Origin of the sequence: Thalassotalea sp. PLHSN55, from assembly GCF_052030545.1 — a bacterium.
Taxonomy (GTDB): Bacteria; Pseudomonadota; Gammaproteobacteria; order Enterobacterales; family Alteromonadaceae; genus CANMXU01.
Genome location: NZ_JBPDIH010000002.1, coordinates 500,712 through 524,736 on the forward strand (window position 1 = coordinate 500,712; position 24,025 = coordinate 524,736).

Below are 24,025 nucleotides of genomic sequence, written 5' to 3' on the forward strand. Positions count from 1 at the left end.
AGGCCTTTAAGCACTTTAACACTATTTTAAAAACACAAGATTTTGTATTACACGCAATTACAATGACGTAACACCTGACTTATTGAACATGGCAATGGCTAAACTTGGGTTACTGGGTAAATACCAATGCATATAAGAGGCAAGAATATTATTATGCTGATAAACAAATTCGCCTAAACGTTCACTCGGGTGATGAGTTGTTTGCGCAATCGGTTCGATAGACACTTCAGCGCTGGAATAATGAAAGCTATGACCGCGCATTATCGGGTTTGCAGTTTGTTCTTGGCATAACATCGATAAGTTAACCCACTGCGAGCCAATCGCAGCCAGCTTTTTCTGCATAACCGCTTTACCCGGTAGTAAGCCGAGCATAGGGAATTTTTGCCCAGATAAGTCAGTAAGTTGCTCTAGCAGATATAACATGCCGCCACATTCAGCAATTATTGGTTTTTGACTATTAGCAAAGCTTTGAACGCTATTGATAAAACTGACATTAGTTTTTAGTTTTTCCGCGTACAATTCTGGGTAACCACCGGGGATATATAAAATATCACCATCAGGTAAGTGCTTATCGGTTAGTGCAGAGCAGTAAATAATGTCTGCGCCTGCTTGCTTTAAAAAGGCGATATTCGCGGCATAAATAAAGCTAAAGGCAGCGTCGCGAATAATAATAATGCGAGTACCTGACAATGCCTGCTCATTGCCTTGTAGCTGTGCGGTTTGTTGTGCGCTAAAAAACTCGACTTTTTCCGGTAAATTAACCAGTTTAGTATTGGCGATGTAGCTAGCCGCTTGATCAAGTTGGCTATCAATATCCGCCAATTCTTGTGCCTGTACTAAACCTAAATGACGCTCCGGCAAAGTAATGCTATCGTCTTTTGGCATGCGGCCGTAATACGTAAATTCATCAGGTAAACTATTACTGAGTAACTCGCCATGTCGGTCGCTATTAACACGATTGGCAAGCACCCCAGAAAAAGGCATGTTTTCACGAAACTTGGCTAAACCAAAGGTAACCGCGGCAAAGGTTTGCGCCATGGCTTTGGCGTCAATCACGCCCAGTACGGGAATATTAAAATACTCGGCTAAATCTGCGCTACTTGGCGTGCCGTCAAATAGCCCCATGACTCCTTCAATTAAGATCAGATCTGACTCTTGTGCCGCACGATATAGCAGCTCTTGGCAACCCTGCTCGCCGACTAACCAAAGATCTAATTGATATACTAGCTCTTCACTGGCTTGCCTGAGGATCATAGGATCAATAAAGTCTGGCCCGACTTTAAATACCGTGACCTTGCGCCCTAAATTACGGTGATAGCGCGCGAGTGCAGCAGTTACGGTGGTTTTGCCTGAGCCTGAATGCGGCGCTGCAACAATGAGTGCAGAACACTTTACGCCGCTACCTGCTTGCTGCTGCGGTCGATGCCTAAAGGCTTTATTTTCTATAGCCACTGATAAACTCCTTCAATGAAAATACCTTGCTCGATAATGTAAAAATCAACTTCAGCAAACTAATGTTTATGTTTAACATTGGCGGCGTTATTGATGGTTTTGTCAGCAAAGAAATGGCTCAGGTTAAAGTCAATCACCACCGCTGACAGCACATAAAAGGTCGGGTTAACAATATATTTGAAAAAGTACTTATCAACACGCGCTGAATATTCAGCCCAAGACAGTTCAGGGAACTTGCCAGAGAATGCGTAATAACTACCATTTGAGATAAAAAAGGCGATTGAGCTTGCCGCAAATAACGCAAAGGCAACTTGCAGCACATTTATTTGCCGGCCCTTTTGCTGCCAGTTGGGGCGAGCATAAAAACCTGCCGCAAACATCACACCATAGCTTAAGACCAATGCCGGATACGAGGTGGTAATGCAGTCACCAAACTGACCACGGTAATACGATGACGCCATATCGATAGTCACGCTAAGCAGATAAAAAAACCAAAAGGCTTTCATATTACGTAAATACATACCCGCCAAGAAAAAAATAGCAATTGAAGCGCTCGGCAAATGATTCAAACTGGCAAAGTGATGCGTACGAGTTGCCAGCATAAGCAAAGTTAATACGGCAAAAATGGCAAAGACCAAACGAATGGGTAAATTTGAGGTGGCTGATTTCATAACAATACCGCTATTTAACAAACAATTAATAGTAACGGTGGTGGAAATCAAAGTAGGTAAACGAGTTAAGACATGCTGCCAATGAAAATAACGTTCACAATGATAAAACGCGACAATGCACCTTTATCAATGCGCTTTTATGATTTCATTTTCAGGCAGTAAGACAAACCGTGTACTTTTCTCTGAATAACCGCCCACCGCAGTTGTCGAGTAATATTTATCAATAGCAGCTAACGATATTCGAATGGCGTTAAACTTTGCGCTAAAAATAAATATGATCAGGCCGGTCTCCGGACTCCTGTTCATCGCATCTGCAACACCTTCCCATATTTATCATCAAAGCCTGTTGGCTAAGCGATTTTATACAGTGGTTTTGTTGCTGCTCACAGTTACCGTTGCGGGGGCAGTACTGGCATTTCACCAGTTTCACGTTTCATCTTAAAGCGTTATTTTTCTGATAATTTTTATCTGTAAAATAACACAAGACACCTAAATCAAGGCAGATCTTACGGCATGCATCTAGGTTATTCAACCGCTATGCAAATTTATAAAACCAGCTTTTACAAAAACAAATAATTATTGATATCTACTAAGGCGAGCTAAAAACATTCCGGTCGTTCAACCTTACAATTCCCTCAGCCAAATATTTCTAAAGCTAATTTCACCATTGTGATCTTGCAGCAATATAGGTTTACAGCCATGTGCGTTGAAGTATTTTGCTTTACCAACATACATAGTTGTGCCTTCTATTTCAAAGTGGTCTTGTATTAATACGCCATTATGTAACACGGTAATATGTGCGGGTTTAGTAAGGACACCAGCGTTATCAAATTGAGGTGCGCGGAAAATAATGTCAAACGTATTCCATTTACCACTCGGCGATAAAGCATCAACCAAAGGCGCTGCTTGCTTATAAATTGAACCGGCCTGACCATTTACGTAAATTTTATTGTTATATGTATCAAGAATCTGGACCTCATAACGCTCTTGTATTTTAATACCGCTATTAGCATGAAGAGGTGCATCTTTACGGCGTTCACTCACGATAGGCGCACGCCATTCTAAGTGTAATTGCATATCACAAAAGCTCTGCTTAGTAACAATAGAGCCTGTTTTGGGTTTCACCGTTAAACGGTCGTTTTCGTAAATCCAATTAACCGGCTTTCCATTAGTATGCTGCCAATATTTTTCTACGTCACTTGCTTGTTGTAGTAAAGGAATTGCGTCTGACGGAATTGGGGTTACTTGTACTTTTTTAGGTACTGGATGCCAAATCTCAGTTAATTTAGGATCTACTTTATTCCCATATGTTGCTGTCGTTGTTATTAACCCTATTAGAATAGCGCTTACTTTACTTAGCTTTATAATGTTATTAGTCATGAGTATTTGCGCCTTTAAATTCAGTAGATTGAAGTAACTTATTTACGTTATATCTAAGTACTTTTCCCATGAGAGGTTGATTCTTATTATCGTTTACATCATTTAAAGTTAAGGTATACAACTGACCTGTAATTAATTTTTCAGTGATAACTTTTATGCTTTTTTTATCTTTATCTAAGTGAATATTTTTCACTTTCACTTTTTGTAAACCAACTTTTTCAGAGCCATACTTCGCGTGATAATGGTAACCATGTCGCGTGATATTAATTTCTGTAGGTACATTAGTAAGCGCATTATTAAAGCGAATTTCAAAGCCATCGGGTAATAATTTAACTTTATTCACGATAAAAATGTCGTTGGGCTTTTTAGTTATTTTTAGCAAGCCCTCATCGCCAGCCCACCCTAAATGAACTTTACCAATCCACAAACTGCCATCAGAAGAAAAATCTAGTCGAAAATTACCAATACCAAGTTCATCACCACTAATAAATGGGATAAGTGTTCCTTGCATAACGCCTTCTATTGGGTCTGGTAAAAAGCGAATAAGGTTGTTGATATTCATATCACCGATAATCAACTCACCTTCAGGCAAACCGAACAATTCCGGTTTAATTGTAGATAACGGTTGAGTTGGAGAGTTAGCTAACTCTCCTTGCGGAAACAAACCTGCAGAAGGTTTACGTATATTAAGCAAGTCATTGGTAGTAACGTCTTTATGTTTAATCTTCCAACCTTTCAGCCAATGTAGCGAAGCTGGGTGACCTGCGAAGTCTCCTTGATTGATTTGATGCAACGGGCTTGTACCAATCCAATCTCCCTGATTGTCAGTAACCCAAAGCTTATCTAGAGGGTCAATATGCATACCGGCTGGAGAGCGAAAGCCTGATGCATAAGGTTCTGCGCTGCCATCAGGCGATATTTTCATTACCCAACCTCGAAAAGGTACACAAGAAAACATGCGAGTCACTTGTTTTCTATAACCTGCCATCCACTTTTTAAAATCATGCCATTGACGCATTTGGTCTTCTGGCGGACACATGTCACTATATTCCCCTCGAATATACTGATTGATGCCATTAAAGTTAGAGGCAATATTAAGCGAGATGTAATAGTTTCCTTTACTATCAACCACTGGGCCAAAAGCAAATTCATGGTAATTTCCTGTCATACCAAACCCGTTATAAAGAGTTTGATAAAGGTCTGCTTTTCCATCGTTGTTTTTATCGACTAATCGAGTAAGTTCTGGTTTTTGCATCACGACAAAACTGTTCTTGCTGTCTTGAACTATCCCTAAAGGCTGATCTAAACCAGTGGCAAAAGTTGTCCATGTTTTATTTTTAGGCTGATACAAAACCACGTCGCCGCTAATAGTCGTTAACGCAATGCTTCCATCTTTTAAAGCGCTTAAACCACTTATTTGTGGATCGAGCGTTTTCGGGTACTCCACTTTTTCAATATCGTAATAATCTAGCCAGGGATTTTTTTCAGCGTGAGCAATTGGACTTAGTGCCAGCCCGAATAACAGACCCAGTGTTAGCGGTAAAGCGAGTAAACTTGTTAATATTTTCATGGCAATACTACCTCTACACTAAAATTGTTCACGTCGGTTGCCGTTAAATTTAATATGTTGTTATTTAAACGCCCGCGGCTAGCAATAATTTTACTCGAAGCTCCGCCTTTATTTGCATGAGATAGGTCTAAACTGATCTTGTCGTCCTGTTGATGAATTCCGCTAATTTGAAAGCTACGCTTAAAGCTGTGTGGTGTAGAACCTAGGGTAATTTTTTCTTTAACTTCCATATTACCTGCTTGGTAATGAAACTCTGGGTAGCCTTCGATAAGTTCATAGCCTAGAAATTTAATGGCTTGGTCTTGAATAAAAGAAAAGCCAGTATTGTCGTTTTCTCTATATAAAATTTGTTTATTATTTTCTTCGCGTTTTTTCTCGCCATTAAATGAATTAAACGTTGGGTATGCATAACGCACCTTAGCGATAGTGCTATCCCAAACAATTGACAATTTAGGCGTTAGACTTACCACAATAGATGCAGGGCTCGTAAAAGGTAAAACGCCTCGAGTAACATAAGGATATTTTCTTGCCGGCCGTTTAAAAGGTGGAAATTTAGGCTTATCTTTTTGTTCTTTAATATGTTGGCTAACGGTTAGTATGTACTCATGTATCTGAGTAATAACCGTGTCGCTTAAATGTGCCATTGGCGGCATTTGAATTGAGTCAGGATTTTTTTTACCCGGAGATTTTACCCATGCTAAAAAAGCCGCGTGGTTTTCATCAGGGTAATTATCTCTAATGTATACCAAAGAAGGTCCAGTATTGAACCGGTCTAGCGAATGGCAAGCTTTGCAGTTTTCGTTAAAAGCGACTTTACCTTGTTCGATCGCTAAGACGCTTGTTGATATAAACCCACTTATGAACAACAGTGTTAACTGTAAATAGGTCGACTTTTTTTTGACATTCATAATTTACTCTTAAGCTATTAAAACTCCGTGAAATTAAATAAACTAGCTCGCTGTTTAGCTGTGATAAAGTAGGCTAAGCAGTTTAACTGGGTAATTAATCTCTGTTTCTTATTCTTTTATTTAGTCGTTATACGTTAAGTAAAAATCGACTTACAACTTTGCAGCATTGATAAAAATAAAAAAGTAAAAACTTATACTTAACCGTAACTTGGACAGTTAATTTAACTGTTATATAACATGAATAATTTACATAAATGTGCCGACATACCGACAAAAGACGCGATTAACGAACAACTAGAGCGCATTAAACATAGCAAGGTATTAGGTCGCTCTAAAATCAATTGTAAGTTGTTAAGTTTTTTGGTGAGTTACTATTTAAGAGCATTAGAAAATACTGAATTAGCCAAAGCGCCTAAAGAATTTGAAATAGCCACTGGTGCTTTAAATAAGTCAGACGATTTCGACCCCTCTGAAGATGCTTCTATTAGAGTATATATTTCAAATTTACGTAAAAAGTTAGAAACCTATTATCAAACAGAAGGTAAAAATGAAGTCTTTCAAATAACAATTCCAACCGGCGGTTATGGGCTAGAATTTACCTGCGTGCCAAAACAAAAAGCACCAATTAACGACAACAAAAATCCCTCTAGAAAATTCTATTTATTGGTCACGGTAGTGACACTTTCGGTGATACTGAACCTTGTCTTCATCGCAAATTATGTGTTCAAAAATAATCCTGATAATGGCGAAAGTACTTCAAAAAGTAATACGGTAAGTAACCAATCACTAACCTTTAAAAATGCTATTCGTCAACACGCACTTTGGCAGCCTTTGTTTTCTAACGCAAAACCGACCTTAATTGTAATTGGTGATTTGTTTATGTTAACCGAAGTTGATCCTCACACGAGCCACCTTAGAGCAGTACGTGAATTTGGCATCAATTCGAATCGTCAATTTGAAAAATATTTAAACAAATATCCCGAAAAACGCACAAAAACATACAAAGCATCAAGTGCATTTTTACTTAAAAATAGTGTTTTTGCATTGAAGCATATATTGCCTTTGTTTAATGATAATTCATCAGTCAATATTCGGTTGGCTTCAGCTCTAACCGCTACAGATTTGCGTGAACACAATATTATTTATATTGGATTATACAAATCACTTGGAATATTAGACGCATATTTACAGGGTTCTAATTTCCAAATTAGAACCGCATCTCCAGCACTTAAACATAAAAAATCTGCAAAAACTTATAGTGTCACAGGGGATTTGGAGCAAGAATATACCGACTATGGCTCTTTTGCTCAGTTTTATGGGCCCAGTGGTAATCAGTTTTACATTTTTGCTGGCTTTTCCGATGCTTCAGTTATTCAAATGGCAAAGTATTTAACTAGCCAAACGAAGTTATCATCAGCAGAATTTAAACAACACTTTCAGTCTCTTGGAAAGGCGACTTCTAATATTGAATTAATATTTTCTGCATCAAGTTTTAATCGTACAGACTTAGATTCAACCTTAGTTGATTCAGGTTTATTAGATATTAAATCTATTTGGGCAATGCCTGATTAATATCGACCTTTGATTAGATTACGCTTATACAAAAACCCCAGCATTGCTGCTGGGGTTTTTAGAATGCGAGTTAATGCCGAGTTTTATTTAAATATAGGTTTATATTAATATGGGTTTATATCGATAAAGCTTGATTGAACTTACTTCACAAGCGGTTATTTAGCGATTAAAGTCAGCGACGCTTGCAATGCTTCTTGTCTAGTCGCGTAGTTTTTATCGTCTTTTAGTAATTCTAATACTTTGAATTTTTTCAGTTGCTTACGTGTTTGCTCATGTGGGCACAACAATATAACTTCACAGTTAGCTTCTTGCGCATCTTTCATCGCATTTTCTAAGGCAAGTCCAACGGTAACATCAAACATAGGGACGTCGGTTAAATCTAAAATCATCACTTCATAATCTTCTATGCTAGCGTGTTGTCGCGATATCGCTTTAGAAACACTAAAGATCATTGGGCCAGATAAATAAAAGAACAGTACCTTGCCATTGGCGCTTTCTAGCATCGTCCTTTCATTATTGGTTAAAGGCACGTCATTTTCGTCAGCGTCACTAATCGCTTTTACCTTACGCGCTTGTTCTCTGCTAAGCTTTTCAATAATGATGATATTGGAAATAAATACGCCAAGCCCAACCGCGACAATTAAATCAACAAAAACCGTAAGAAACATCACCCCGTACATAATGGCCATGCCTTGCAAGCTTACCTTGTGCGCGCGCTGAATAAAGCTCCAGTCTAGAATATTTAAACCAACGTAAACTGCGATCCCTGCTAATACCGCCATCGGAATAGGTTCTGTTAATCCACTAGCCACCAAAACAACAAGCGCCAAAACAGCCGCACGTACAATGCCAGAAAGCGGTGAACGAGCACCTACTTGAATATTGGTTACTGTGCCCATGGTTGCACCAGCGCCGGGTAAGGCGCCAAATAAACCAGAAATCATATTCGCGATCCCTTGACCACGAAGCTCTTTGTCTGAGTCATGCTCTTTACGTGTTAAAGAGTCGCCAATAACCGCAGTTAGTAACGTATCAATACAGCCCAAAGTACCCAATACAAGCGCATCGATAACCATAGTCGTAAACATTTCAGCGTTAAAATGAGGCAACACTAAAGAAGGTAAACCATCAGGAATTACGCCAATACGTCGCACGCTATCAACATCAAAAAACATAATCGACAATAACGTTACAGCAACTAAGGCAATTAACTGAGCCGGAACATACTTGCGGTATTTTTTTGGAAAATAAAACAAAACACCTAGGGTAAGTACGCCCAAAAATAAATCACTAAAACTGGTATTTGCTATGGTATTAGGCAGCGCAGATAACGTGCCAATAACACCTCCAGATGGCGCCGCCTGCCCTAACAAAGGCGATAACTGCAATACAATAAGGATAACGCCAATACCTGACATGAAGCCCGAAATGACGCTATAGGGCATTAAAGTAACGTATTTACCAAGTTTTAATGTCCCGAGTAATATTTGAAAAGCACCTGCCATCATTACCACGGTAAATGCCATTGCCATGCCTGCCTCGGGGTATTTAGCCATCATGCTAGTTAATACCGCTGTCATGATCACAGTCATCGGGCCCGTAGGTTCAGAAATAAGTGAGCTAGAGCCACCAAAAAGGGCAGCAAAAAGCCCAACCATGATAGCGCCCCAAAGTCCGGCGTCAGCGCCGACACCGGAGGCGACACCAAAAGCTAGTGCCAACGGCAAGGAAATAATAGCCGTTGTTACACCACCAAAAACATCACCTTTTAAATTGATGCTTTCGAAACGATTAAATAACATAATTTACTCATATAAATAATTCAAAAACTAAAACCCAACTCAAATTTACTCAATGACAAGCTAGGTAATTTTTACGGGGAACAAACAGTTCATGGTGTACCACTAGGAATGGCGCCTATTTTATTGATAGCTCGCTCGCCAAGCAAGACTTCTAAACTCATTTCTTTACTCTCTAACTTTATGGCGTTGTTATGGTGTAAATATTTTTAAGAAATTAACAGACGAATTGTTGCGATAACAAAAAATAATTAAACATTAATACAAATAAAAACTCACTATTACACCCTCAAGATCGTCACTAAACCTTATTTTAACTGCTAACGAACTTTTATTTTTTAAACAGCACCAACAACAAAAAAAACCAACACAAATGATAATCGATCTCATTTAGATTTACATTCGTGTAACTTATTGTTACCCTACTGCGCGATTTACTAAACAGGGAAATAACTTTACAAATGAAAATAAAAAAACGATACCATGAAAAACAAGCGCTTGGCGCAACAGCATTAGCGGCAGCCTTAGTTTTTGGCAGCAGCAATGTCTATGCTGAAAGTCAAAATAATGAATGCGTAGCAGAGTCTGAGAAATGCGAAAATGCACAATCAAAAGATGCTATGGAACGTATTCAAGTACATGGTATGCGCAATTCAATTTATCGATTCGACAAATCTGGCGATCCGCGCCGTGTTGCTGATTTAATCGATACGCCAACAACAATTACCGTACTGACTCAAGATCAAATTCAGGAGTCAGGTAATACTGATTTGAAAGACATATTATCATCGCAAGCGGGTGTCACTTTAGGTACCGGTGAAAATGGCAATGCTTTTGGCGATCGTTATATTATTCGTGGTCATGAAGCACGTAGTGATGTTTTTGTTGATGGTTTGCGTGATCCTGGCATGACCACACGTGAAAGCTTCGCCACTGAACGTGTTGAAATTACCAAAGGCCCAAGTTCTACCTTTGCTGGTCGAGGCTCTTCTGGCGGTGCCGTTAACTCGATCACTAAAAAGGCTTCAACCTCATACAACTTCGGTCGTGTAGATGCGAGTTTAGGTACTGATGACCATACCCGTTTAACGCTAGATTATAATGTGTCTGTGGCAGAAAATGCCGCGGTACGTATCAATGCACTTATGGCTGAAGAAACAAAACCAGGCCGAGATGGCATTGAACGCGAACGAAACGGCGTGCAATTATCTGGTGTATATGAAGCAACAGATAAACTCGAATTTATCGCTGATATTTATTATTTAGAGGCGAGCGATGTTCCTGACTTAGGCAGCTACTTCGATCAAGAAACTCGCCATCCAATTGAAGACATTCCGGTATACGCACAAGATACAGATTTTCTTGACTCAGAAGTCACCACCTTTACCTTGCGCACCACTTATGAAATTAGCGACAACATTCGTTTTTACAATGCTACACGTATGGGCGATACCGAAAACGGTTATATTGCTACCGGTGTAAGAGGCGGCAGCCGAGCTGAAACGGATCCGGTAGCTCCGGGTGCAGATACCCTTTCACTTAGTACCCATCAAGGCTGGCAACAAGTTGAATATTTTGCCACTCAATTTAATTTATTTTGGGATATCAATACTGACAACTTCAAACACAAACTTGTTTTTGGTTTAGATTATAGCGATGAGTCAGTCGACAACGGCGTTTATACGATTACCAATAACAATGAAGGCAATTGCTTAGTTGAAGGCAGACGCGGTGTTTCAAGCGGTTATTGTATTTTGGATGGTGAAGGTAACACCGTAGATAATATTTCTGCGCTAATGAATCGCAGTTATGAGCGTGGCGATGTCGACGCTTTATTTAATATCGAAACAACCTCTATCTACTTTATGGACACGGTGCAATTAACTGAGCAATCGAGTGTATTTTTTGGTCTTCGTCAAGACAGTTTTGAATACACTAACGACACCGTAAGTCGTGGTGTTGAGAATGCTTACGCCTTTAAAGACGATTTATACAATGGTCATTTAGGTTTTGTTTACGACTTCAACAAAGACACCAATGTTTACCTAACCTACAGCACAGCAACCAACATTAATGGTGGCGAGTCTGATTTAGGCGCTAACTGTGGTTACGGTGGTTTATGTGGCGACCCAGATCAAGCCGCTGTTGCTAGCCCTGAAACGGTTGAAAACATCGAGCTAGGCACTAAAATCATGCTAGTAGACGATGCATTAATGCTAACAGCAGCAGCGTTTCGCATGACCAAAAAAGATGTTATGGAAAGTGTTGGCGACAGCTATTCAACCTTAGGTTCATTAAATACCGGTAAAAACCGCGTTGAAGGTATTGAAGTTGGCTTAGTGGGTGATATTACCGAAAAATTAAGCATTCAAATGTCACTAGCACTAATGGACTCGGAAGTTTTAGCCTCATATGATGAAGAAAACATTGGCCGTGATCTAAGTAACTTTGCTGATGAAAGTGCCTTTGCGCAACTACGTTACCAAATAAACGAACAATGGGTTGTTGGTACTAATTATACCTACCAAAGTGAAATGTTTGGTGGTCAGCCAGACACCGCTGCCGGGTATGATCAAGAAAACAATCGCTACTCTATCGTGGTGCCTGATTACCAAGTGGTTAACTTTTTTGCCAACTACTACCCAACAGAGTCACTGTCTTTTAGATTAAACATTGGTAATGTTTTTGATGAAGAATATTGGACAGCGGCTTATCGTTCAGGTTCATTTATGTACTTAGGTGATGCGCAAAATGCTCGCTTAACGGCTAACTTCGAATTTTAATTTAGGAGCAACATATGGTTGTTATTGAACAGATTTTATCAAAAGCGGAAGTACAAGAGTTTCAACAAATTCTTGACGCGTCACCTTGGCTAGATGGCAAAAATACGGCTATGGGTATGGCAAGCTCAGTCAAAAACAACCAACAAGCCGATGCAAATCACGCTAACATTCGTCAACTGGCTAACCGCCTGTTGACGCGTGTTGGCGAAACACCTCAGCTAATTTCAGCGGCATTACCACACAAAATATTTCCACCTTGTTTTAATCAATACGGTGTAAGTGAAGAATATGGTTATCATGTCGACGCGGCCATTATGCGCTTGCCTAATAGCCAAGATGTAATACGAAGCGACGTATCTATGACCGTTTTTTTAAATGAACCCGAAGAGTACGAAGGCGGAGAGTTAGTGATTGCCACTGAATTTGGCGAACAAAAAGTGAAACTTAGCGCCGGACAAGCCGTGGTTTATCCGTCAAGTAGCTTACATAAAGTTACCGCAGTGACTTCAGGTAAACGCCTTGCTGCCATTACTTGGATGCAAAGTATGATACCGGATGCGACGTTGAGACAAACACTTTTTCAATTAGACGCCACCATTCAAACCTTGATCCAACAACAGCAAACCGATAGAGCCGAGCTTGACCGCTTGCATAATGTTTATCACAACTTAATCAGGCAGTTTTCTCAGTTATAGTGGCTAAAAAAGAAAAACCCCAGCATGGCTGCTGGGGTTTATTGAATTGGTGAGCTGACACATAAGCCGGGTTTTGTATCTCTTCAAAAGAAAAGTGACAATCATTCGTCTAGGCCTTAAATCGCTCTAAGGCTCAAGCAACCTACCCGGTTTCCGCGCGAGCCACGCGTATACTATTTAAAGTAATGAAACCCTATTTGGTCTTGCTCCGGGTGGAGTTTACCCTGCAATTACTGTTACCAGCAACCCGGTGCGCTCTTACCGCACCCTTTCAGCCTTACCTGTGCTTTCCTTATAAATAAGAAAGGCCATCGGCGGTCTTCTCTCTGCTGCACTTGTCGTCGGCTTGCGCCGCCCAGGCGTTACCTGGCACCCTGCTCATTGGAGCCCGGACTTTCCTCCCCTTGCTAAATAAATTCAGCAAGCAGCGATTGTCTGGTCAACTCGGGGCGCATTCTACCTGAGCGCTAAGCTAAGCGCTAGTATTAAGGCGGTATTATTTAGTAACCGAATTCGACAACAAACTCGAATTAGCGTTTAAAGCTTAACGCCATTTCGTATAAGGTATTTTTCTTCACGCCATAAATACTAGCCGCAATGGCGCACGCTTTTTTCGGAGGCAATTCTTTAACCAACAATTCTAATGTTGCTAAAATTTGTGGTGAAATTGCATTAGGGTCAACTTTATGGCCTTCAATAATCAGTACCATCTCCCCTTTTAGCTGATTAGGATCTTGCTGTAACCAAGCTAATAAGTTTTCTGCAGTATCAGAATGAATGGTTTCGAAGGTTTTAGTTAACTCTCTAGCGATCACCACATAACGCTGACCGCCGAGGGTTTTAACAATATCTTCTACCGTGTCGATGGCGCGGCGCGGCGCATCATAAAAAACCATAGTACGGGTTTCATCAGCAAGCTCTGACAAGGTACTTTGTCTAGCACCAGATTTAGACGGCAAAAAGCCTTCAAAGGTAAAACGATCAGTCGGTAAACCTGCAACAGATAAGGCAGAAATAGCGGCACATGCCCCGGGCACTGGCGAGACTTTTAAGCCTAAACTACGACAATGACGCACTAAGTGAAAGCCAGGGTCACTGATTAGTGGTGTGCCAGCATCTGATACTAGAGCGATGTTTTTACCCTGCTGCAATAACTCAGCAATGTATTCTTGTCGTTGTCGTTCGTTATGATCATGCATAGATAGCGTTTTATTTTTAATTGAAAACGCTGACAGTAACTTTTGGGTATGACGGGTATCTTCACAGGCGATAATATCAACTTGTGCTAAAGTATCTAAAGCTCTTTGACTAATATCGGCTAAATTACCAATTGGCGTTGCTACGATATACAAAGTTCCAGCGTTTGCCTGCTCATGCATGTTATTTGTTCACTTAAGTTGAGACTATTTGAGATGAGGTTTATTATATACGCAAATAACTTCAAGAGATAAGCAATCCGTGCTCATTTCATCTATATGCCTAGATTTCTATCAAGGTATTGTTGAAGTTTCATTATTTTGATTCTTTTTATCAATATGGATTTCCCATTAATGACACAAGTAACTTCGTTATGTTTTGCTCGCAAAAGCTTTATCGTTATTGCTCTTACCACACTTGTGCTTGGTTGTAGTACCAGCCCAACAAAAACCACCAAAACTGAGCAAACAACGCCTGTTGCAACGCCTATTTCCGAAGATGCCGATGTTAATATTTCAGCGCAGCACTATTTGCAACAAGCCGAAAATGCTCAGCCAATGCAGGCAATCGAATTATTAGTCCGTGCAAGTGAGCAGTACTTGTACGAACAGAAATATCACCAAGCGTTATGGCTAGCAACTCAAAACAGCGCATTGATTACTGCTGCCGAGCAAACAGCTTCGCTTTCCGCCAATCAAGATTACCGCTTAAGTTTGATAAAAGCACAGGCGTTATTAGCGTTAAACGATTTTGACCGTGCTACAACCCAGCTTAACGATGCGAACGAGCTCAAGCAAAAGCACCAGTTAAGTCATCAATACGCCTACTATAAAACACTCAGCCAAGTTGAAGCGGTTAAAAACAATCAAGTTGCAGCCATTGAAGCGCAACTGCACGCCTTTGCTTTAAATTCTCAAGCAAGCAGCGATGATGTCTGGCAAATTTGGCAACAATTAACGCAAATATCAACGTGGCAAGTCAATCAACTCAACCAAACCAACGCACCGCAAGTAAAAGGTTGGACACAGCTGCTTAGCTATGCGCAAAAATTTGGCGCGAACGTTGATCAGTTATCTCGTTATTTAAATCAATGGCAACGCACGAATACTAATCACCCTGCACAACTTGTTGTTGCTGACATGTTAACAAATGATATTAGCGATATAACAAGCCACCAGCACGTTGCGGTATTATTGCCGTTATCGGGTAAGCAAAAAGCGGCCGGGCTTTCAGCCCAGCATGGCATTTTAATGGCTTATCAAAATCAGCCAGAAAAAGAGCTGCACTTTATTGATACCAATGAATTAGACATGGCCAGCCTTAGCCTTGAATTTGAACAGTTGAGCATAGATGCGGTTATTGGTCCGTTATTAAAAAGTAACGTTGAGCAATATCTACAACAAAGTGAGTTAACCTTACCGACACTACTGCTAAATATTCCTGAGCAAGCGATCACAGCTAAGCATATTTCTGCATTTTCAATGCGCCCTGAAGATGAAGCTATTCAAGCAGCAACGGTGCTTAGCAATAAACAATATCAACATCCTGTTGTACTCACCCATAACGATGCAACCAGCGCCCGAATTGCCAATAGCTTTACTCAGCAATGGCAGAAAATCACCGGAAAGATGCCAGAAACATTAACTTTTGAACGTGGCAGAAAAATGCAAGACGAGATAAAAGCCAGTTTAGAAGTTGACCGTAGCCTTGCGCGTATAAAAGAGTTAAACACTCGCCTGAAGCAAAACATTAAATATGAATCGCGCAATCGCCGCGACGTCGACATGATTTACTTAATCGGCACACCGCAAGAGTCGCGGTTATTAAAACCCTATATTGATGTCAACATTAGTCCATTTGCCAAGTTAATCCCCGTTTATGCAAGTTCACGCAGCCATAGCGCGGTTGCTGATGCAAGCGTTTATAATGATCTTTATGGGCTAACCTTTACTGAAATTCCATGGTTACTGCCGAGCAAACAACAAAACAGTTTATTAGCGCAGCAGTCAGACGCCTTGTGGCCACAGCAAAGTGTTACCCTCAAGCGTATTTTTGCCATGGGTTACGACAGTTATGCACTAATTGATAAACTTGCTGCCATGAAAGCTAAACCTTATGTTCGACACTTTGGTCAAACCGGCACCTTGCAATTAACACAAAACAATATTCTAACCCGCAGTTTATTATGGGGAAATTACCGTAAAAATAAGGTGCAGGAAATTGTTTTGGACTAAAGATAAAAATACCGTTGCCGTTGGTCAGTCGCTTGAAGCGTTAGCTGAAAAATATCTAATCTCACAGGGACTTACCAGTTTTACGAAAAACTTTCACAGTCGCCAAGGTGAAATTGATTTAATTATGCGCGAACAAAACACTTGGGTGTTTGTCGAAGTAAAGTATCGTAAAAGCAATCAGTTTGGCGGCCCATTGGCGGCGGTTTCAGCGAGCAAGCAACAAAAAATTAAACAATGTGCGGCTTTTTTTCTGCAACAACAGCAGTTAAATGAATATAATACGCCGTGCCGATTTGATGTCGTTGCCTTATTAGGTCAACAACATCAACCTGAAATAACCTGGCTTAAAAATGCCTTTTAACTTTGTAAAACGGAAACAAACCTTATTATGTTAGAACGGATAAAAGAAAATTTTACCGAAAGCATTCAAACAAAAATCGCCGCCAGTGAAATGCTTGCTGGGCCGATAGAACATGCAGGCATGTTAATGGTGCAAAGTTTACTTGCGGGTAATAAAATTCTTTGCTGTGGTAACGGTAGTTCAGCTAACGATGCTCAAGCTTTTTCAGCGGGTTTATTGCATAGATACGAAACTGAGCGCCCTAGCCTACCAGCTATTGCTCTTACTACCGACAACAATACGCTAACAGCGGTGGCCAACGATAATCATTTTGACGAAGTATTCTCGAAACAAGTCCGCGCGTTAGGCAGCAATGGTGATATTTTGTTAGCCATATCAACCGACGGTAATTGCAATAACGTTATTAAAGCGATTGAAACAGCCGTATCGCGTGATATGCCAATTATCGCCTTAACGGGTAAAGACGGCGGAGATATCGCTGGTTTATTAGGTGAGACCGATGTAGAAATTAAAGTGCCGTCGGCGCGAGATTCACGCATCCAAGAAGTACATACCTTAGTGGTCCACTGTTTATGTGATTTAATCGATACCACCCTTTTTCCACAAGCTGAAATGTAAATTATCGCCATTTAAAGAGAGTTATTATGAAGTGTTCTAAACTGATCATTGTTTTAACCAGTATCGCCTTTTTACAAGGCTGCGTTGCCGCAGCGGGTGTTGCTGTTGTAGGTGGTGCCAGTGTCGCAACCGACAAGCGTACGTTAGGCAAGCAAATAGACGACCAAGGTATTGAGTTTGAACTGGGTCAAAAATTTCGTCAACACACCGCGCTTGCTGAACAAAGTAACTTATCTGTCGTCAGTATTAATGGTCGCGTTTTAGTTGTTGGGCAAACACCAACCCCTCATTTACGTGACGAAGCAATTAAACTTGTCAATGAAACCGAAGGTGTCGAGCAAGTTCATAATCAAATTCGTATCAGCAGCACGACTTCAATCGCGACTAGAACTAACGATACTTGGTTAACCACCAAAGTAAAAACCAAGTTATTTGGCAGTGATAATATCGACGCCACAAACGTAAAAGTAGTCACTGAAAACGGAGAAGTATTTTTGATGGGCTTAATTGCCAAAGAGCACGCTGATGAAGCGGTTGAAATTACCCGCCATATTAGCGGTGTAAATCGAGTATTTAAACTATTTGAGTACCGATAAAAACTCACTCATTGAAAATTCAGCCATAAAAAAAGCAAGTGATATACTTGCTTTTTTTCTGTCTAAACCTCGTAGCAGGTTACTTAATCACCTTCAACGACGGTTTTCTTTTTTCTTTCGGTTTAGTTTCGGTTTCTGAATCAGACTCAGTTGACGACTGCAAAGATACGTCACTTAGCGACGCTTTAGTTGACGTTTCTTGTTCAACCTCAGCTTGCTCAGGCGGATGTTCTATCGGTAATGAAGTACCCGCGCCATTTTCTTTAGCATAAATAGCGGCAATTGCACCATACGGCACACTCATGTGCTCAAGCTTACCGCCAAAACGCGCACTAAATTCAATGGTGTCGCCACCTAATGCAATTGTTCCAACGGCACTTGGTGAGATATTCAAAATAATTTGACCATCATTCACGTAGTGCATCGGCACCAAAACACCATAGACACTAACATCAACCACGATATAAGGTGTCAGTTGATTGTCATTAATCCAATCATAAAAAGCCCTAACCAAATAAGGCTTGTTTGATGTCATCGTTGATGTCATTTAACCATTACCTAAACTGGGCTACCAAAACGTAGTTCACGTTCTTCTTCCGTTAATGACGCTTGGAAAGATTCACGTTCAAACAATTTAAGCATGTAAGTTTTTAATTCTTTAGCGCCTTGGCCTTCAAGCTCAATACCAAACGCAGGTAAACGCCATAATAGCGGTGCTAAGTAACAATCAACTAAGCTGAACTCTTCACTCATAAAGTATGGTGCTTCGTTAAGAATTGGTGCCACACTTAATAAGCTTTCTTTTAGCTCTTTACGTGCTTGTTCAGCTTTGTCTGCTGGACCACTAATAATGATCTTAGCAAGGCTATACCAGTCTTGCTCGATGCGATGCATCATTAAACGACTACGACCACGTGATACTGGGTATACCGGCATTAATGGTGGGTGTGGAAAACGCTCGTCTAAATATTCGATAATGATAGATGCTTCATATAGAGCAAGTTCACGATCGATAAGCGTTGGCACTGTGCCATAAGGGTTTAAATCAAGTAAATCTTCAGGCAAGTTAGCCAGGTCTACTAAATGAATGTCTACACCAACACCCTTTTCCGCTAAAACGATGCGAGTTTGATGACTGTACATGTCATCTCCATGCGAATACAACGTCATAACAGAGCGTTTGTTTGCAGCTACGGCCATAATGCCTCCAAAAATTGAAAAAAGTCAGCTAAATGCTGACGAACTCCCTATGATAACCTATCCAGCCTAACATTGAAAACTGGTCATACCAGTTAAAAGTAAGAATAAAAAAGGCAGTTAACGAACTGCCTTTTAAAATTCAATAACTTAGCTCGTTATTAGTGAACATCTTTCCAATATTCTTTTTTCAGTAAGTATGAAAAAATCAATAATATGAATAAGAAAGCGATAACTTTGTAACCTAGCGCTTCACGTTCAAGCTTATTAGGCTCTGCGGTATATTCTAAAAAGTTAGTTAAATCGCGAACAAACTCGTCGTATTCTTCGTCTGTCATCGTGCCACCAGTTGCTGGTGTTAAATTACCATCAGCATCAAGAGTTTGAATACCTTGCAAGTTTTGCAATACGTGTGGCATACCAACGTCTTTAAATACCGTGTTGTTTACACCAAACGGACGACTTTCATCAACGTAGAATGAACGTAGGTAAGTATAAATCCAATCAGGACCATTCTTTCTAAAACGCGCTTCTAATGTTAAATCAGGAGGTGTAGTACCAAACCATTTTGCCGCTTCTTTTGGAGGCATGGTATTAGTAATATGATCACCCACTTTTTCACCGGTATACATGTACTCTGCTTTACCTTCTTCGTCACTGATACCTAGATCAGCAAACGTACGGTTATAGCGTTGGTATTGCAACTGGTGACAACCTAAACAGTAGTTAAGGTAAGATTTGAAACCACGCTTAAGTGATTCTTTATCACTTAAATCGTTATTTGCTGAATCTAATGGAATACTTGGGCCAGCAGCCAAAGCTAACATTGGAACTAAAGCTAGAAGTGCTAAAATAAACTTTTTCATTAGCCTGACACCCTCTCTGGAACTGGTTTAGTTTTTTCGTTCTTACTATAGAACCATAATAAAACGAAGAAACCGAAGTAACCAAAACTTGCGATAATACCAATCAAGTTCGCTGTTGGTGTAGCAGGCATAGTACCTAAAATACCTAGAACGATGAATGAAATAGCAAATTGAATTAAGTTAACTGTGTGTAAAGTACAACGGAATTTCATTGACTTAACTGTACCACGGTCGAACCACGGTAATGCGAATAGCATAATAATGGCACCAAACATCGCAATTGCGCCTAATAACTTATCAGGAACAACACGTAAAATGGTGTAGAACGGACCAAAGTACCACACTGGCGCAATATGCTCAGGTGTTTTCAAACCATTTGCAGGTGTGAAGTTTGGCGCTTCAATAAAGTATCCGCCACCTTCTGGCGCAAAGAACATAACCCAGCTAAAGCCAATTAAGAAAATAACCACAGCTACTAAATCTTTCACTGTGTAGTATGGGTGGAACGGGATCGCATCAACAATATCGTACTTCTTAGTGTATTGTTCATGGAATTCAAATTTACTTTGCTCTTCAGGAGGAACACTGCCTTTAGGCTTCTTAATGTCTGTACCTAATGGGTTATTAGAACCTACTTCATGAAGCGCTAAAATATGAAGGAAAACAAGTACCACTAATACCAATGGCATAGCCACTACATGTAGTGCGAAGAAACGGTTAAGCGTTGCACCAGAGATTACGTAATCACCACGAATCCAAAGTGTAATATCGTCACCAATCACTGGTATTGCCCCAAACAGGGAAATAATGACCTGTGCACCCCAGTAACTCATATTACCCCAAGGTAATAAGTAGCCCATGAAAGCTTCAGCCATAAGTACTAAGAAGATCAACATACCGAAGATCCATAGTAATTCACGAGGTTTTTGGTAAGAGCCGTACATCATACCGCGGAACATATGTAAATAAACCACGATAAAGAAAGCAGAAGCACCGGTTGAGTGCATATAACGTAATAACCAACCGTAGTCGACATCACGCATAATATATTCGATTGAAGCAAACGCGCCATCACCAGAAGGCTCGTAACTCATCGTTAACCAGATACCGGTTAATAATTGGTTAACTAAAACTACACTGGCTAAAATGCCAAATACATACCAGAAGTTAAAGTTTTTTGGTGCAGGATATTGAACAGCATGCTTGTTCATTGCATCCATTAGAGGTAATCGTTTTTCGATCCAAGCTAGAAAACTATTCATTAGGCTTCTCCTTGTCCAACACCGATTAATAAAGTGCCTTCCGATGGGAATGAGTGCTCAGGAACCATTAAGTTCGTTGGCGCTGGTACACTTTGGAAAACACGACCGGCCATATCAAATTTTGAACCATGACAAGGGCAGAAGAAACCTTCAGAAACACCTTCAACGTGTTGGTCAAAATCACCTTTGTGATAAGTAGGTGCACAACCTAAGTGAGTACAAACACCTAAAGCGACTAAATACTCAGGTTTAATTGAGCGATATGCATTCGCGGCATATTCTGGTTGCTGAGGAACTTCAGAATTAGGATCTTTCAGTTGATCGTCATGCTTGGCCAAATCACTTACTGTTTTTTCGCTGCGGCGAACCACATAAACAGGTTTACCACGCCATTCAGCACGGACTAATTGACCGGGTTCTATTTTACCAACATTGACTTCAACTGGGGCACCTGCAGCTTTCGCTCGGGCACTTGGATTCCAGGAACCAATGAAAGGCACAGCTACACCGACTACACCTACACCACCTACTACAGAAGTAGCAGCTGTAAGGAAGCGTCGACGGCCGTTGTTCACGGGCGCATTGCTCATTCAAACTCTCCAAATATTATTATACTCATTCGCAGTTTTTTTTAGGCTTTTCGTACATTTTGAAAAGCTTTTTTACTACTTGAATATTCTGGTGACAAAAATTTTCCTGATCATAAAGAAATGCCCTATTTTTTACAAGGTAAATCACAGTTTTGGCGCATGAATAGCGAAAATATTTTCAAAAAATATCAATCGTCATCAGATAAGAAGAATGAGAATTATTACCAGCTTTTTTTTGTTAAAAAAAAGCAATAAAAAAACCGGCATAAAGCCGGTTTTTGAAATGGTATAACGTAAATATTAACGTTTTGAGAATTGTGGACGTTTACGCGCTTTGTGTAAACCAACTTTCTTACGTTCAACTTTACGAGCATCACGAGTAACGAAACCAGCTTTACGTAGATCACTACGGAAGCTTTCATCGTATTCCATTAATGCACGAGTAATACCGTGACGGATCGCGCCAGCTTGACCAGAAATACCACCACCAACTACAGTGATGTTGAAGTCAAACTTCTCTAACATTTCAACTAACTCTAACGGTTGACGAACAACCATACGAGCTGTCTCACGACCGAAGTATACAGAAATGTCACGATTGTTAATTGTGATTGCACCGTTACCAGCTTTCATAAACACACGAGCAGTTGAGCTCTTGCGACGACCAGTACCGTAATATTGATTATCAGCCATTGCTTAAAGCTCCAAAAGTTGTGGTTGTTGTGCAGAATGCTTATGTTCGTTACCAGCGTAAACTTTAAGTTTACGGAACATTTCACGACCTAAAGGACCTTTAGGTAACATGCCTTTAACAGCAAGTTCAATTACACGCTCAGGCGCTTTTTCAATTAACTTTTCAAAGCTAATTTGCTTAAGACCGCCAACATATTCTGTATGCGAGTAGTAAATTTTACCTTTCGCTTTGTTACCAGTAACTTTTACTTTTTCAGCGTTAACAACAACGATGTAATCGCCTGTATCAACGTGAGGAGTATATTCTGGCTTGTGCTTACCGCGTAAACGGGTTGCAATTTCAGTAGCGATACGACCTAGAGTTTTGTCTTCGGCGTCCACTAAGAACCATTCGCGTTGTACGCTTTCTGGTTTTGCTACAAAAGTTTTCATTAAAAAACCCAATTATAAAAATGTTACTTTAATAATAATTCAAGCATTTGCTTAAACTATCGGTTAAAAGGCTACGCTAGTACCCCTTCGAGTATCGAGCCCATTGCAAATATTCATGGAAATTGAACAAGTGCATTTGTAACTAGGGAGCGCGGATTATACAGAAGTTATTTGCAAAAATCACGTCTATTTTTCAAACAATTGCTAATTTTTTTCATTTTAAAGAAAAACGCCCGAGCTAGCATTAACTCAGGCGTTTATTTCATTTTCAAAGCAAGCAATTTAGCCATTCACTAAAGGCAAACATCTAGCTTCCCACTGTTCACTTTTAGCTTGTCGCTTGCGACTTTCAACTTGCAGCTATTTACTTACCGCTTTCCACTTGCAGCTTCTAACTTGTCACTTTCAGCTTACCGCTTTTAACTTCTAACTTGCAGCTGCTCTTAACCACATTTTGAGTCGCCACAGTTTAAGCACGTTGCGCAGCCGTCTAACAATACCACCGCTTTTTGATGACACTTATTACAACTAGTCGCTGTTGCCGGAAAGTCACTGTTATTGTTTGTTGCATTGGCGTCAGCTTCAGCTTTGGCTGCCGCTTTCTTTTGTTGGATATAAGCCTGCTGATGGGTGTCAATTTCGTTACCAGGCAACATATCTAACGTTTTTAAATGCGTTTCAATGATATGACCAATTTCAGCAACCACTGACGGCATAAAAATACCGGTACCACGTTGGTAGTAACCACCTTTTGGATCAAAAACGGCTTTTAGCTCTTCCACTAAAAAGGTGCAGTCGCCGCCTTTTCTAAATACCGCTGAAATAACACGCGTTAGTGCGACAATCCACGAGTAAAATTCCATGTTTTTAGAGTTAACAAAAATTTCAAACGGACGACGAATTTCTTGCTCTGTACCTTGGTTCAACAAGATATCGTTGATGGTTATGTACAAGGCGTGATCTGACACTGGCGGCTTAATTTTATAGGTAGAGCCCACTAACATTTCAGGACGCTTGGTATTTTCGTTTAAATTCACCGACTCGTTTTCTGGTGTGTTAGCTTCAGTTTTTTCTTCCGCACTTTGCACTTTTGCTGCGGTAATATTTTGCTTAATTTCAATCATGGTCTTTCCTCAATTCATTTACATC

General features: G+C 40.2%; 23 protein-coding genes, 1 other RNA gene and 1 riboswitch. Of the genes, 7 read left to right on the plus strand and 17 right to left on the minus strand.

The window, feature by feature from the left end; translation table 11 throughout:
* Positions 1 to 57: 57 nt before the first annotated feature.
* The 6 genes from ACRRSQ_RS05320 to ACRRSQ_RS05345 form a co-directional block, all read right to left on the minus strand.
* The gene (locus tag ACRRSQ_RS05320) at positions 58 to 1,452 is read right to left on the minus strand and encodes a cobyrinate a,c-diamide synthase (protein WP_440874669.1); all 1,395 of its coding nucleotides are present in this window, start codon (positions 1,450 to 1,452) and stop codon (positions 58 to 60) included.
* Between the two features lie 59 nt (positions 1,453 to 1,511).
* The gene (locus tag ACRRSQ_RS05325; protein WP_440874670.1) at positions 1,512 to 2,123 is read right to left on the minus strand and encodes a hypothetical protein; all 612 of its coding nucleotides are present in this window, start codon (positions 2,121 to 2,123) and stop codon (positions 1,512 to 1,514) included.
* Between the two features lie 126 nt (positions 2,124 to 2,249).
* Complete coding sequence (locus ACRRSQ_RS05330; protein ID WP_440874671.1) at positions 2,250 to 2,429, minus strand: hypothetical protein; 180 nt, start codon at positions 2,427 to 2,429, stop codon at positions 2,250 to 2,252.
* Positions 2,388 to 2,631, minus strand: a riboswitch (cobalamin riboswitch). Its footprint overlaps the gene before it by 42 nt.
* Before the next feature lie 116 nt (positions 2,632 to 2,747).
* Entirely contained in the window at positions 2,748 to 3,503 is a 756-nt protein-coding gene (locus ACRRSQ_RS05335; protein WP_440874672.1) for a 3-keto-disaccharide hydrolase, read from the minus strand.
* Positions 3,496 to 5,073: a DUF7133 domain-containing protein gene (locus ACRRSQ_RS05340; RefSeq protein WP_440874673.1), complete on the minus strand. Its 1,578-nt coding sequence runs from the start codon at positions 5,071 to 5,073 to the stop codon at positions 3,496 to 3,498. Before ACRRSQ_RS05340 ends, ACRRSQ_RS05335 begins: the two co-directional genes overlap by 8 nt.
* A complete protein-coding gene (locus ACRRSQ_RS05345; protein ID WP_440874674.1) occupies positions 5,070 to 5,981 on the minus strand; it encodes a c-type cytochrome in 912 nt (303 codons plus the stop codon). The genes ACRRSQ_RS05340 and ACRRSQ_RS05345 overlap by 4 nt, the downstream gene beginning before the upstream one ends.
* Before the next feature lie 237 nt (positions 5,982 to 6,218).
* Here ACRRSQ_RS05345 and ACRRSQ_RS05350 point away from each other — a divergent pair, with 237 nt between their 5' ends.
* Positions 6,219 to 7,553 carry a helix-turn-helix domain-containing protein gene (locus ACRRSQ_RS05350; RefSeq protein ID WP_440874675.1) on the plus strand — a complete coding sequence of 445 codons (1,335 nt, stop codon included), beginning with the start codon at positions 6,219 to 6,221 and terminating at the stop codon, positions 7,551 to 7,553.
* A 155-nt stretch (positions 7,554 to 7,708) separates the two neighbouring features.
* On the opposite strand, the gene ACRRSQ_RS05355 is transcribed toward ACRRSQ_RS05350, so the two are convergent.
* Positions 7,709 to 9,355 (minus strand): SulP family inorganic anion transporter, encoded by a 1,647-nt coding sequence (locus tag ACRRSQ_RS05355; protein ID WP_440874676.1) that lies wholly within the window; start codon positions 9,353 to 9,355, stop codon positions 7,709 to 7,711.
* 458 nt (positions 9,356 to 9,813) lie between these two features.
* Between ACRRSQ_RS05355 and ACRRSQ_RS05360 the strand changes: the two genes are divergently transcribed.
* A complete protein-coding gene (locus ACRRSQ_RS05360) occupies positions 9,814 to 12,135 on the plus strand; it encodes a TonB-dependent receptor (RefSeq protein WP_440874677.1) in 2,322 nt (773 codons plus the stop codon).
* Between the two features lie 14 nt (positions 12,136 to 12,149).
* Positions 12,150 to 12,830: a Fe2+-dependent dioxygenase gene (locus tag ACRRSQ_RS05365; protein ID WP_440874678.1), complete on the plus strand. Its 681-nt coding sequence runs from the start codon at positions 12,150 to 12,152 to the stop codon at positions 12,828 to 12,830.
* A gap of 46 nt (positions 12,831 to 12,876) precedes the next feature.
* Here ACRRSQ_RS05365 and rnpB read toward each other — a convergent pair.
* Both rnpB and rsmI read right to left on the minus strand, forming a co-directional pair.
* Positions 12,877 to 13,277: RNase P RNA component class A (rnpB, locus tag ACRRSQ_RS05370), an RNA gene on the minus strand.
* Between the two features lie 83 nt (positions 13,278 to 13,360).
* Entirely contained in the window at positions 13,361 to 14,209 is an 849-nt protein-coding gene (gene rsmI, locus ACRRSQ_RS05375) for a 16S rRNA (cytidine(1402)-2'-O)-methyltransferase (protein ID WP_440874679.1), read from the minus strand.
* A gap of 171 nt (positions 14,210 to 14,380) precedes the next feature.
* Between rsmI and ACRRSQ_RS05380 the strand changes: the two genes are divergently transcribed.
* Genes ACRRSQ_RS05380 through dolP form a run of 4 tightly spaced genes read left to right on the plus strand, consistent with a single transcriptional unit; the run spans position 14,381 to position 17,836 of the window.
* A complete protein-coding gene (locus ACRRSQ_RS05380) occupies positions 14,381 to 16,261 on the plus strand; it encodes a penicillin-binding protein activator (protein WP_440874680.1) in 1,881 nt (626 codons plus the stop codon).
* Positions 16,248 to 16,622 (plus strand): YraN family protein, encoded by a 375-nt coding sequence (locus ACRRSQ_RS05385; protein ID WP_440874681.1) that lies wholly within the window; start codon positions 16,248 to 16,250, stop codon positions 16,620 to 16,622. Before ACRRSQ_RS05380 ends, ACRRSQ_RS05385 begins: the two co-directional genes overlap by 14 nt.
* Positions 16,623 to 16,649: 27 nt before the next feature.
* Positions 16,650 to 17,240 (plus strand): phosphoheptose isomerase, encoded by a 591-nt coding sequence (locus ACRRSQ_RS05390; protein ID WP_440874682.1) that lies wholly within the window; start codon positions 16,650 to 16,652, stop codon positions 17,238 to 17,240.
* 26 nt (positions 17,241 to 17,266) lie between these two features.
* Positions 17,267 to 17,836, plus strand: coding sequence for a division/outer membrane stress-associated lipid-binding lipoprotein (dolP, locus tag ACRRSQ_RS05395; RefSeq protein WP_440874683.1), 570 nt, complete (start codon positions 17,267 to 17,269; stop codon positions 17,834 to 17,836).
* 79 nt (positions 17,837 to 17,915) lie between these two features.
* Here dolP and ACRRSQ_RS05400 read toward each other — a convergent pair whose 3' ends face one another.
* The 8 genes from ACRRSQ_RS05400 to ACRRSQ_RS05435 form a co-directional block, all read right to left on the minus strand.
* Positions 17,916 to 18,383: a ClpXP protease specificity-enhancing factor gene (locus ACRRSQ_RS05400; RefSeq protein WP_440874684.1), complete on the minus strand. Its 468-nt coding sequence runs from the start codon at positions 18,381 to 18,383 to the stop codon at positions 17,916 to 17,918.
* 11 nt (positions 18,384 to 18,394) lie between these two features.
* Positions 18,395 to 19,036: a stringent starvation protein SspA gene (sspA, locus tag ACRRSQ_RS05405; protein WP_440874685.1), complete on the minus strand. Its 642-nt coding sequence runs from the start codon at positions 19,034 to 19,036 to the stop codon at positions 18,395 to 18,397.
* Between the two features lie 158 nt (positions 19,037 to 19,194).
* Positions 19,195 to 19,899 carry a cytochrome c1 gene (locus tag ACRRSQ_RS05410; protein WP_440874686.1) on the minus strand — a complete coding sequence of 235 codons (705 nt, stop codon included), beginning with the start codon at positions 19,897 to 19,899 and terminating at the stop codon, positions 19,195 to 19,197.
* Positions 19,899 to 21,161, minus strand: coding sequence for a cytochrome b (locus tag ACRRSQ_RS05415; RefSeq protein WP_440874687.1), 1,263 nt, complete (start codon positions 21,159 to 21,161; stop codon positions 19,899 to 19,901). The genes ACRRSQ_RS05410 and ACRRSQ_RS05415 overlap by 1 nt, the downstream gene beginning before the upstream one ends.
* The gene (gene petA, locus ACRRSQ_RS05420) at positions 21,161 to 21,751 is read right to left on the minus strand and encodes a ubiquinol-cytochrome c reductase iron-sulfur subunit (RefSeq protein WP_440874688.1); all 591 of its coding nucleotides are present in this window, start codon (positions 21,749 to 21,751) and stop codon (positions 21,161 to 21,163) included. The genes ACRRSQ_RS05415 and petA overlap by 1 nt, the downstream gene beginning before the upstream one ends.
* A gap of 300 nt (positions 21,752 to 22,051) precedes the next feature.
* Complete coding sequence (gene rpsI / locus ACRRSQ_RS05425) at positions 22,052 to 22,444, minus strand: 30S ribosomal protein S9 (protein ID WP_440874689.1); 393 nt, start codon at positions 22,442 to 22,444, stop codon at positions 22,052 to 22,054.
* Between the two features lie 3 nt (positions 22,445 to 22,447).
* Positions 22,448 to 22,876 (minus strand): 50S ribosomal protein L13, encoded by a 429-nt coding sequence (gene rplM / locus ACRRSQ_RS05430; RefSeq protein ID WP_440874690.1) that lies wholly within the window; start codon positions 22,874 to 22,876, stop codon positions 22,448 to 22,450.
* A gap of 443 nt (positions 22,877 to 23,319) precedes the next feature.
* Positions 23,320 to 24,000, minus strand: coding sequence for a TSCPD domain-containing protein (locus ACRRSQ_RS05435; RefSeq protein WP_440874691.1), 681 nt, complete (start codon positions 23,998 to 24,000; stop codon positions 23,320 to 23,322).
* Positions 24,001 to 24,025 lie beyond the last annotated feature (25 nt).

Excerpts from the sequence above, each read along its gene's own strand:
- ACRRSQ_RS05325 (WP_440874670.1), bottom strand. The coding sequence starts at position 2,123 with ATGAAATCAGCCACCTCAAATTTACCCATTCGTTTGGTCTTTGCCATT.
- ACRRSQ_RS05330 (WP_440874671.1), bottom strand. The coding sequence starts at position 2,429 with ATGAACAGGAGTCCGGAGACCGGCCTGATCATATTTATTTTTAGCGCA.
- ACRRSQ_RS05335 (WP_440874672.1), bottom strand. The coding sequence starts at position 3,503 with ATGACTAATAACATTATAAAGCTAAGTAAAGTAAGCGCTATTCTAATA.
- ACRRSQ_RS05340 (WP_440874673.1), bottom strand. The coding sequence starts at position 5,073 with ATGAAAATATTAACAAGTTTACTCGCTTTACCGCTAACACTGGGTCTG.
- ACRRSQ_RS05345 (WP_440874674.1), bottom strand. The coding sequence starts at position 5,981 with ATGAATGTCAAAAAAAAGTCGACCTATTTACAGTTAACACTGTTGTTC.
- ACRRSQ_RS05350 (WP_440874675.1), top strand. The coding sequence starts at position 6,219 with ATGAATAATTTACATAAATGTGCCGACATACCGACAAAAGACGCGATT.
- ACRRSQ_RS05355 (WP_440874676.1), bottom strand. The coding sequence starts at position 9,355 with ATGTTATTTAATCGTTTCGAAAGCATCAATTTAAAAGGTGATGTTTTT.
- ACRRSQ_RS05360 (WP_440874677.1), top strand. The coding sequence starts at position 9,814 with ATGAAAATAAAAAAACGATACCATGAAAAACAAGCGCTTGGCGCAACA.
- ACRRSQ_RS05365 (WP_440874678.1), top strand. The coding sequence starts at position 12,150 with ATGGTTGTTATTGAACAGATTTTATCAAAAGCGGAAGTACAAGAGTTT.
- rsmI (WP_440874679.1), bottom strand. The coding sequence starts at position 14,209 with ATGCATGAGCAGGCAAACGCTGGAACTTTGTATATCGTAGCAACGCCA.
- ACRRSQ_RS05380 (WP_440874680.1), top strand. The coding sequence starts at position 14,381 with ATGACACAAGTAACTTCGTTATGTTTTGCTCGCAAAAGCTTTATCGTT.
- ACRRSQ_RS05390 (WP_440874682.1), top strand. The coding sequence starts at position 16,650 with ATGTTAGAACGGATAAAAGAAAATTTTACCGAAAGCATTCAAACAAAA.
- dolP (WP_440874683.1), top strand. The coding sequence starts at position 17,267 with ATGAAGTGTTCTAAACTGATCATTGTTTTAACCAGTATCGCCTTTTTA.
- ACRRSQ_RS05400 (WP_440874684.1), bottom strand. The coding sequence starts at position 18,383 with ATGACATCAACGATGACATCAAACAAGCCTTATTTGGTTAGGGCTTTT.
- sspA (WP_440874685.1), bottom strand. The coding sequence starts at position 19,036 with ATGGCCGTAGCTGCAAACAAACGCTCTGTTATGACGTTGTATTCGCAT.
- ACRRSQ_RS05410 (WP_440874686.1), bottom strand. The coding sequence starts at position 19,899 with ATGAAAAAGTTTATTTTAGCACTTCTAGCTTTAGTTCCAATGTTAGCT.
- ACRRSQ_RS05415 (WP_440874687.1), bottom strand. The coding sequence starts at position 21,161 with ATGAATAGTTTTCTAGCTTGGATCGAAAAACGATTACCTCTAATGGAT.
- petA (WP_440874688.1), bottom strand. The coding sequence starts at position 21,751 with ATGAGCAATGCGCCCGTGAACAACGGCCGTCGACGCTTCCTTACAGCT.
- rpsI (WP_440874689.1), bottom strand. The coding sequence starts at position 22,444 with ATGGCTGATAATCAATATTACGGTACTGGTCGTCGCAAGAGCTCAACT.
- rplM (WP_440874690.1), bottom strand. The coding sequence starts at position 22,876 with ATGAAAACTTTTGTAGCAAAACCAGAAAGCGTACAACGCGAATGGTTC.
- ACRRSQ_RS05435 (WP_440874691.1), bottom strand. The coding sequence starts at position 24,000 with ATGATTGAAATTAAGCAAAATATTACCGCAGCAAAAGTGCAAAGTGCG.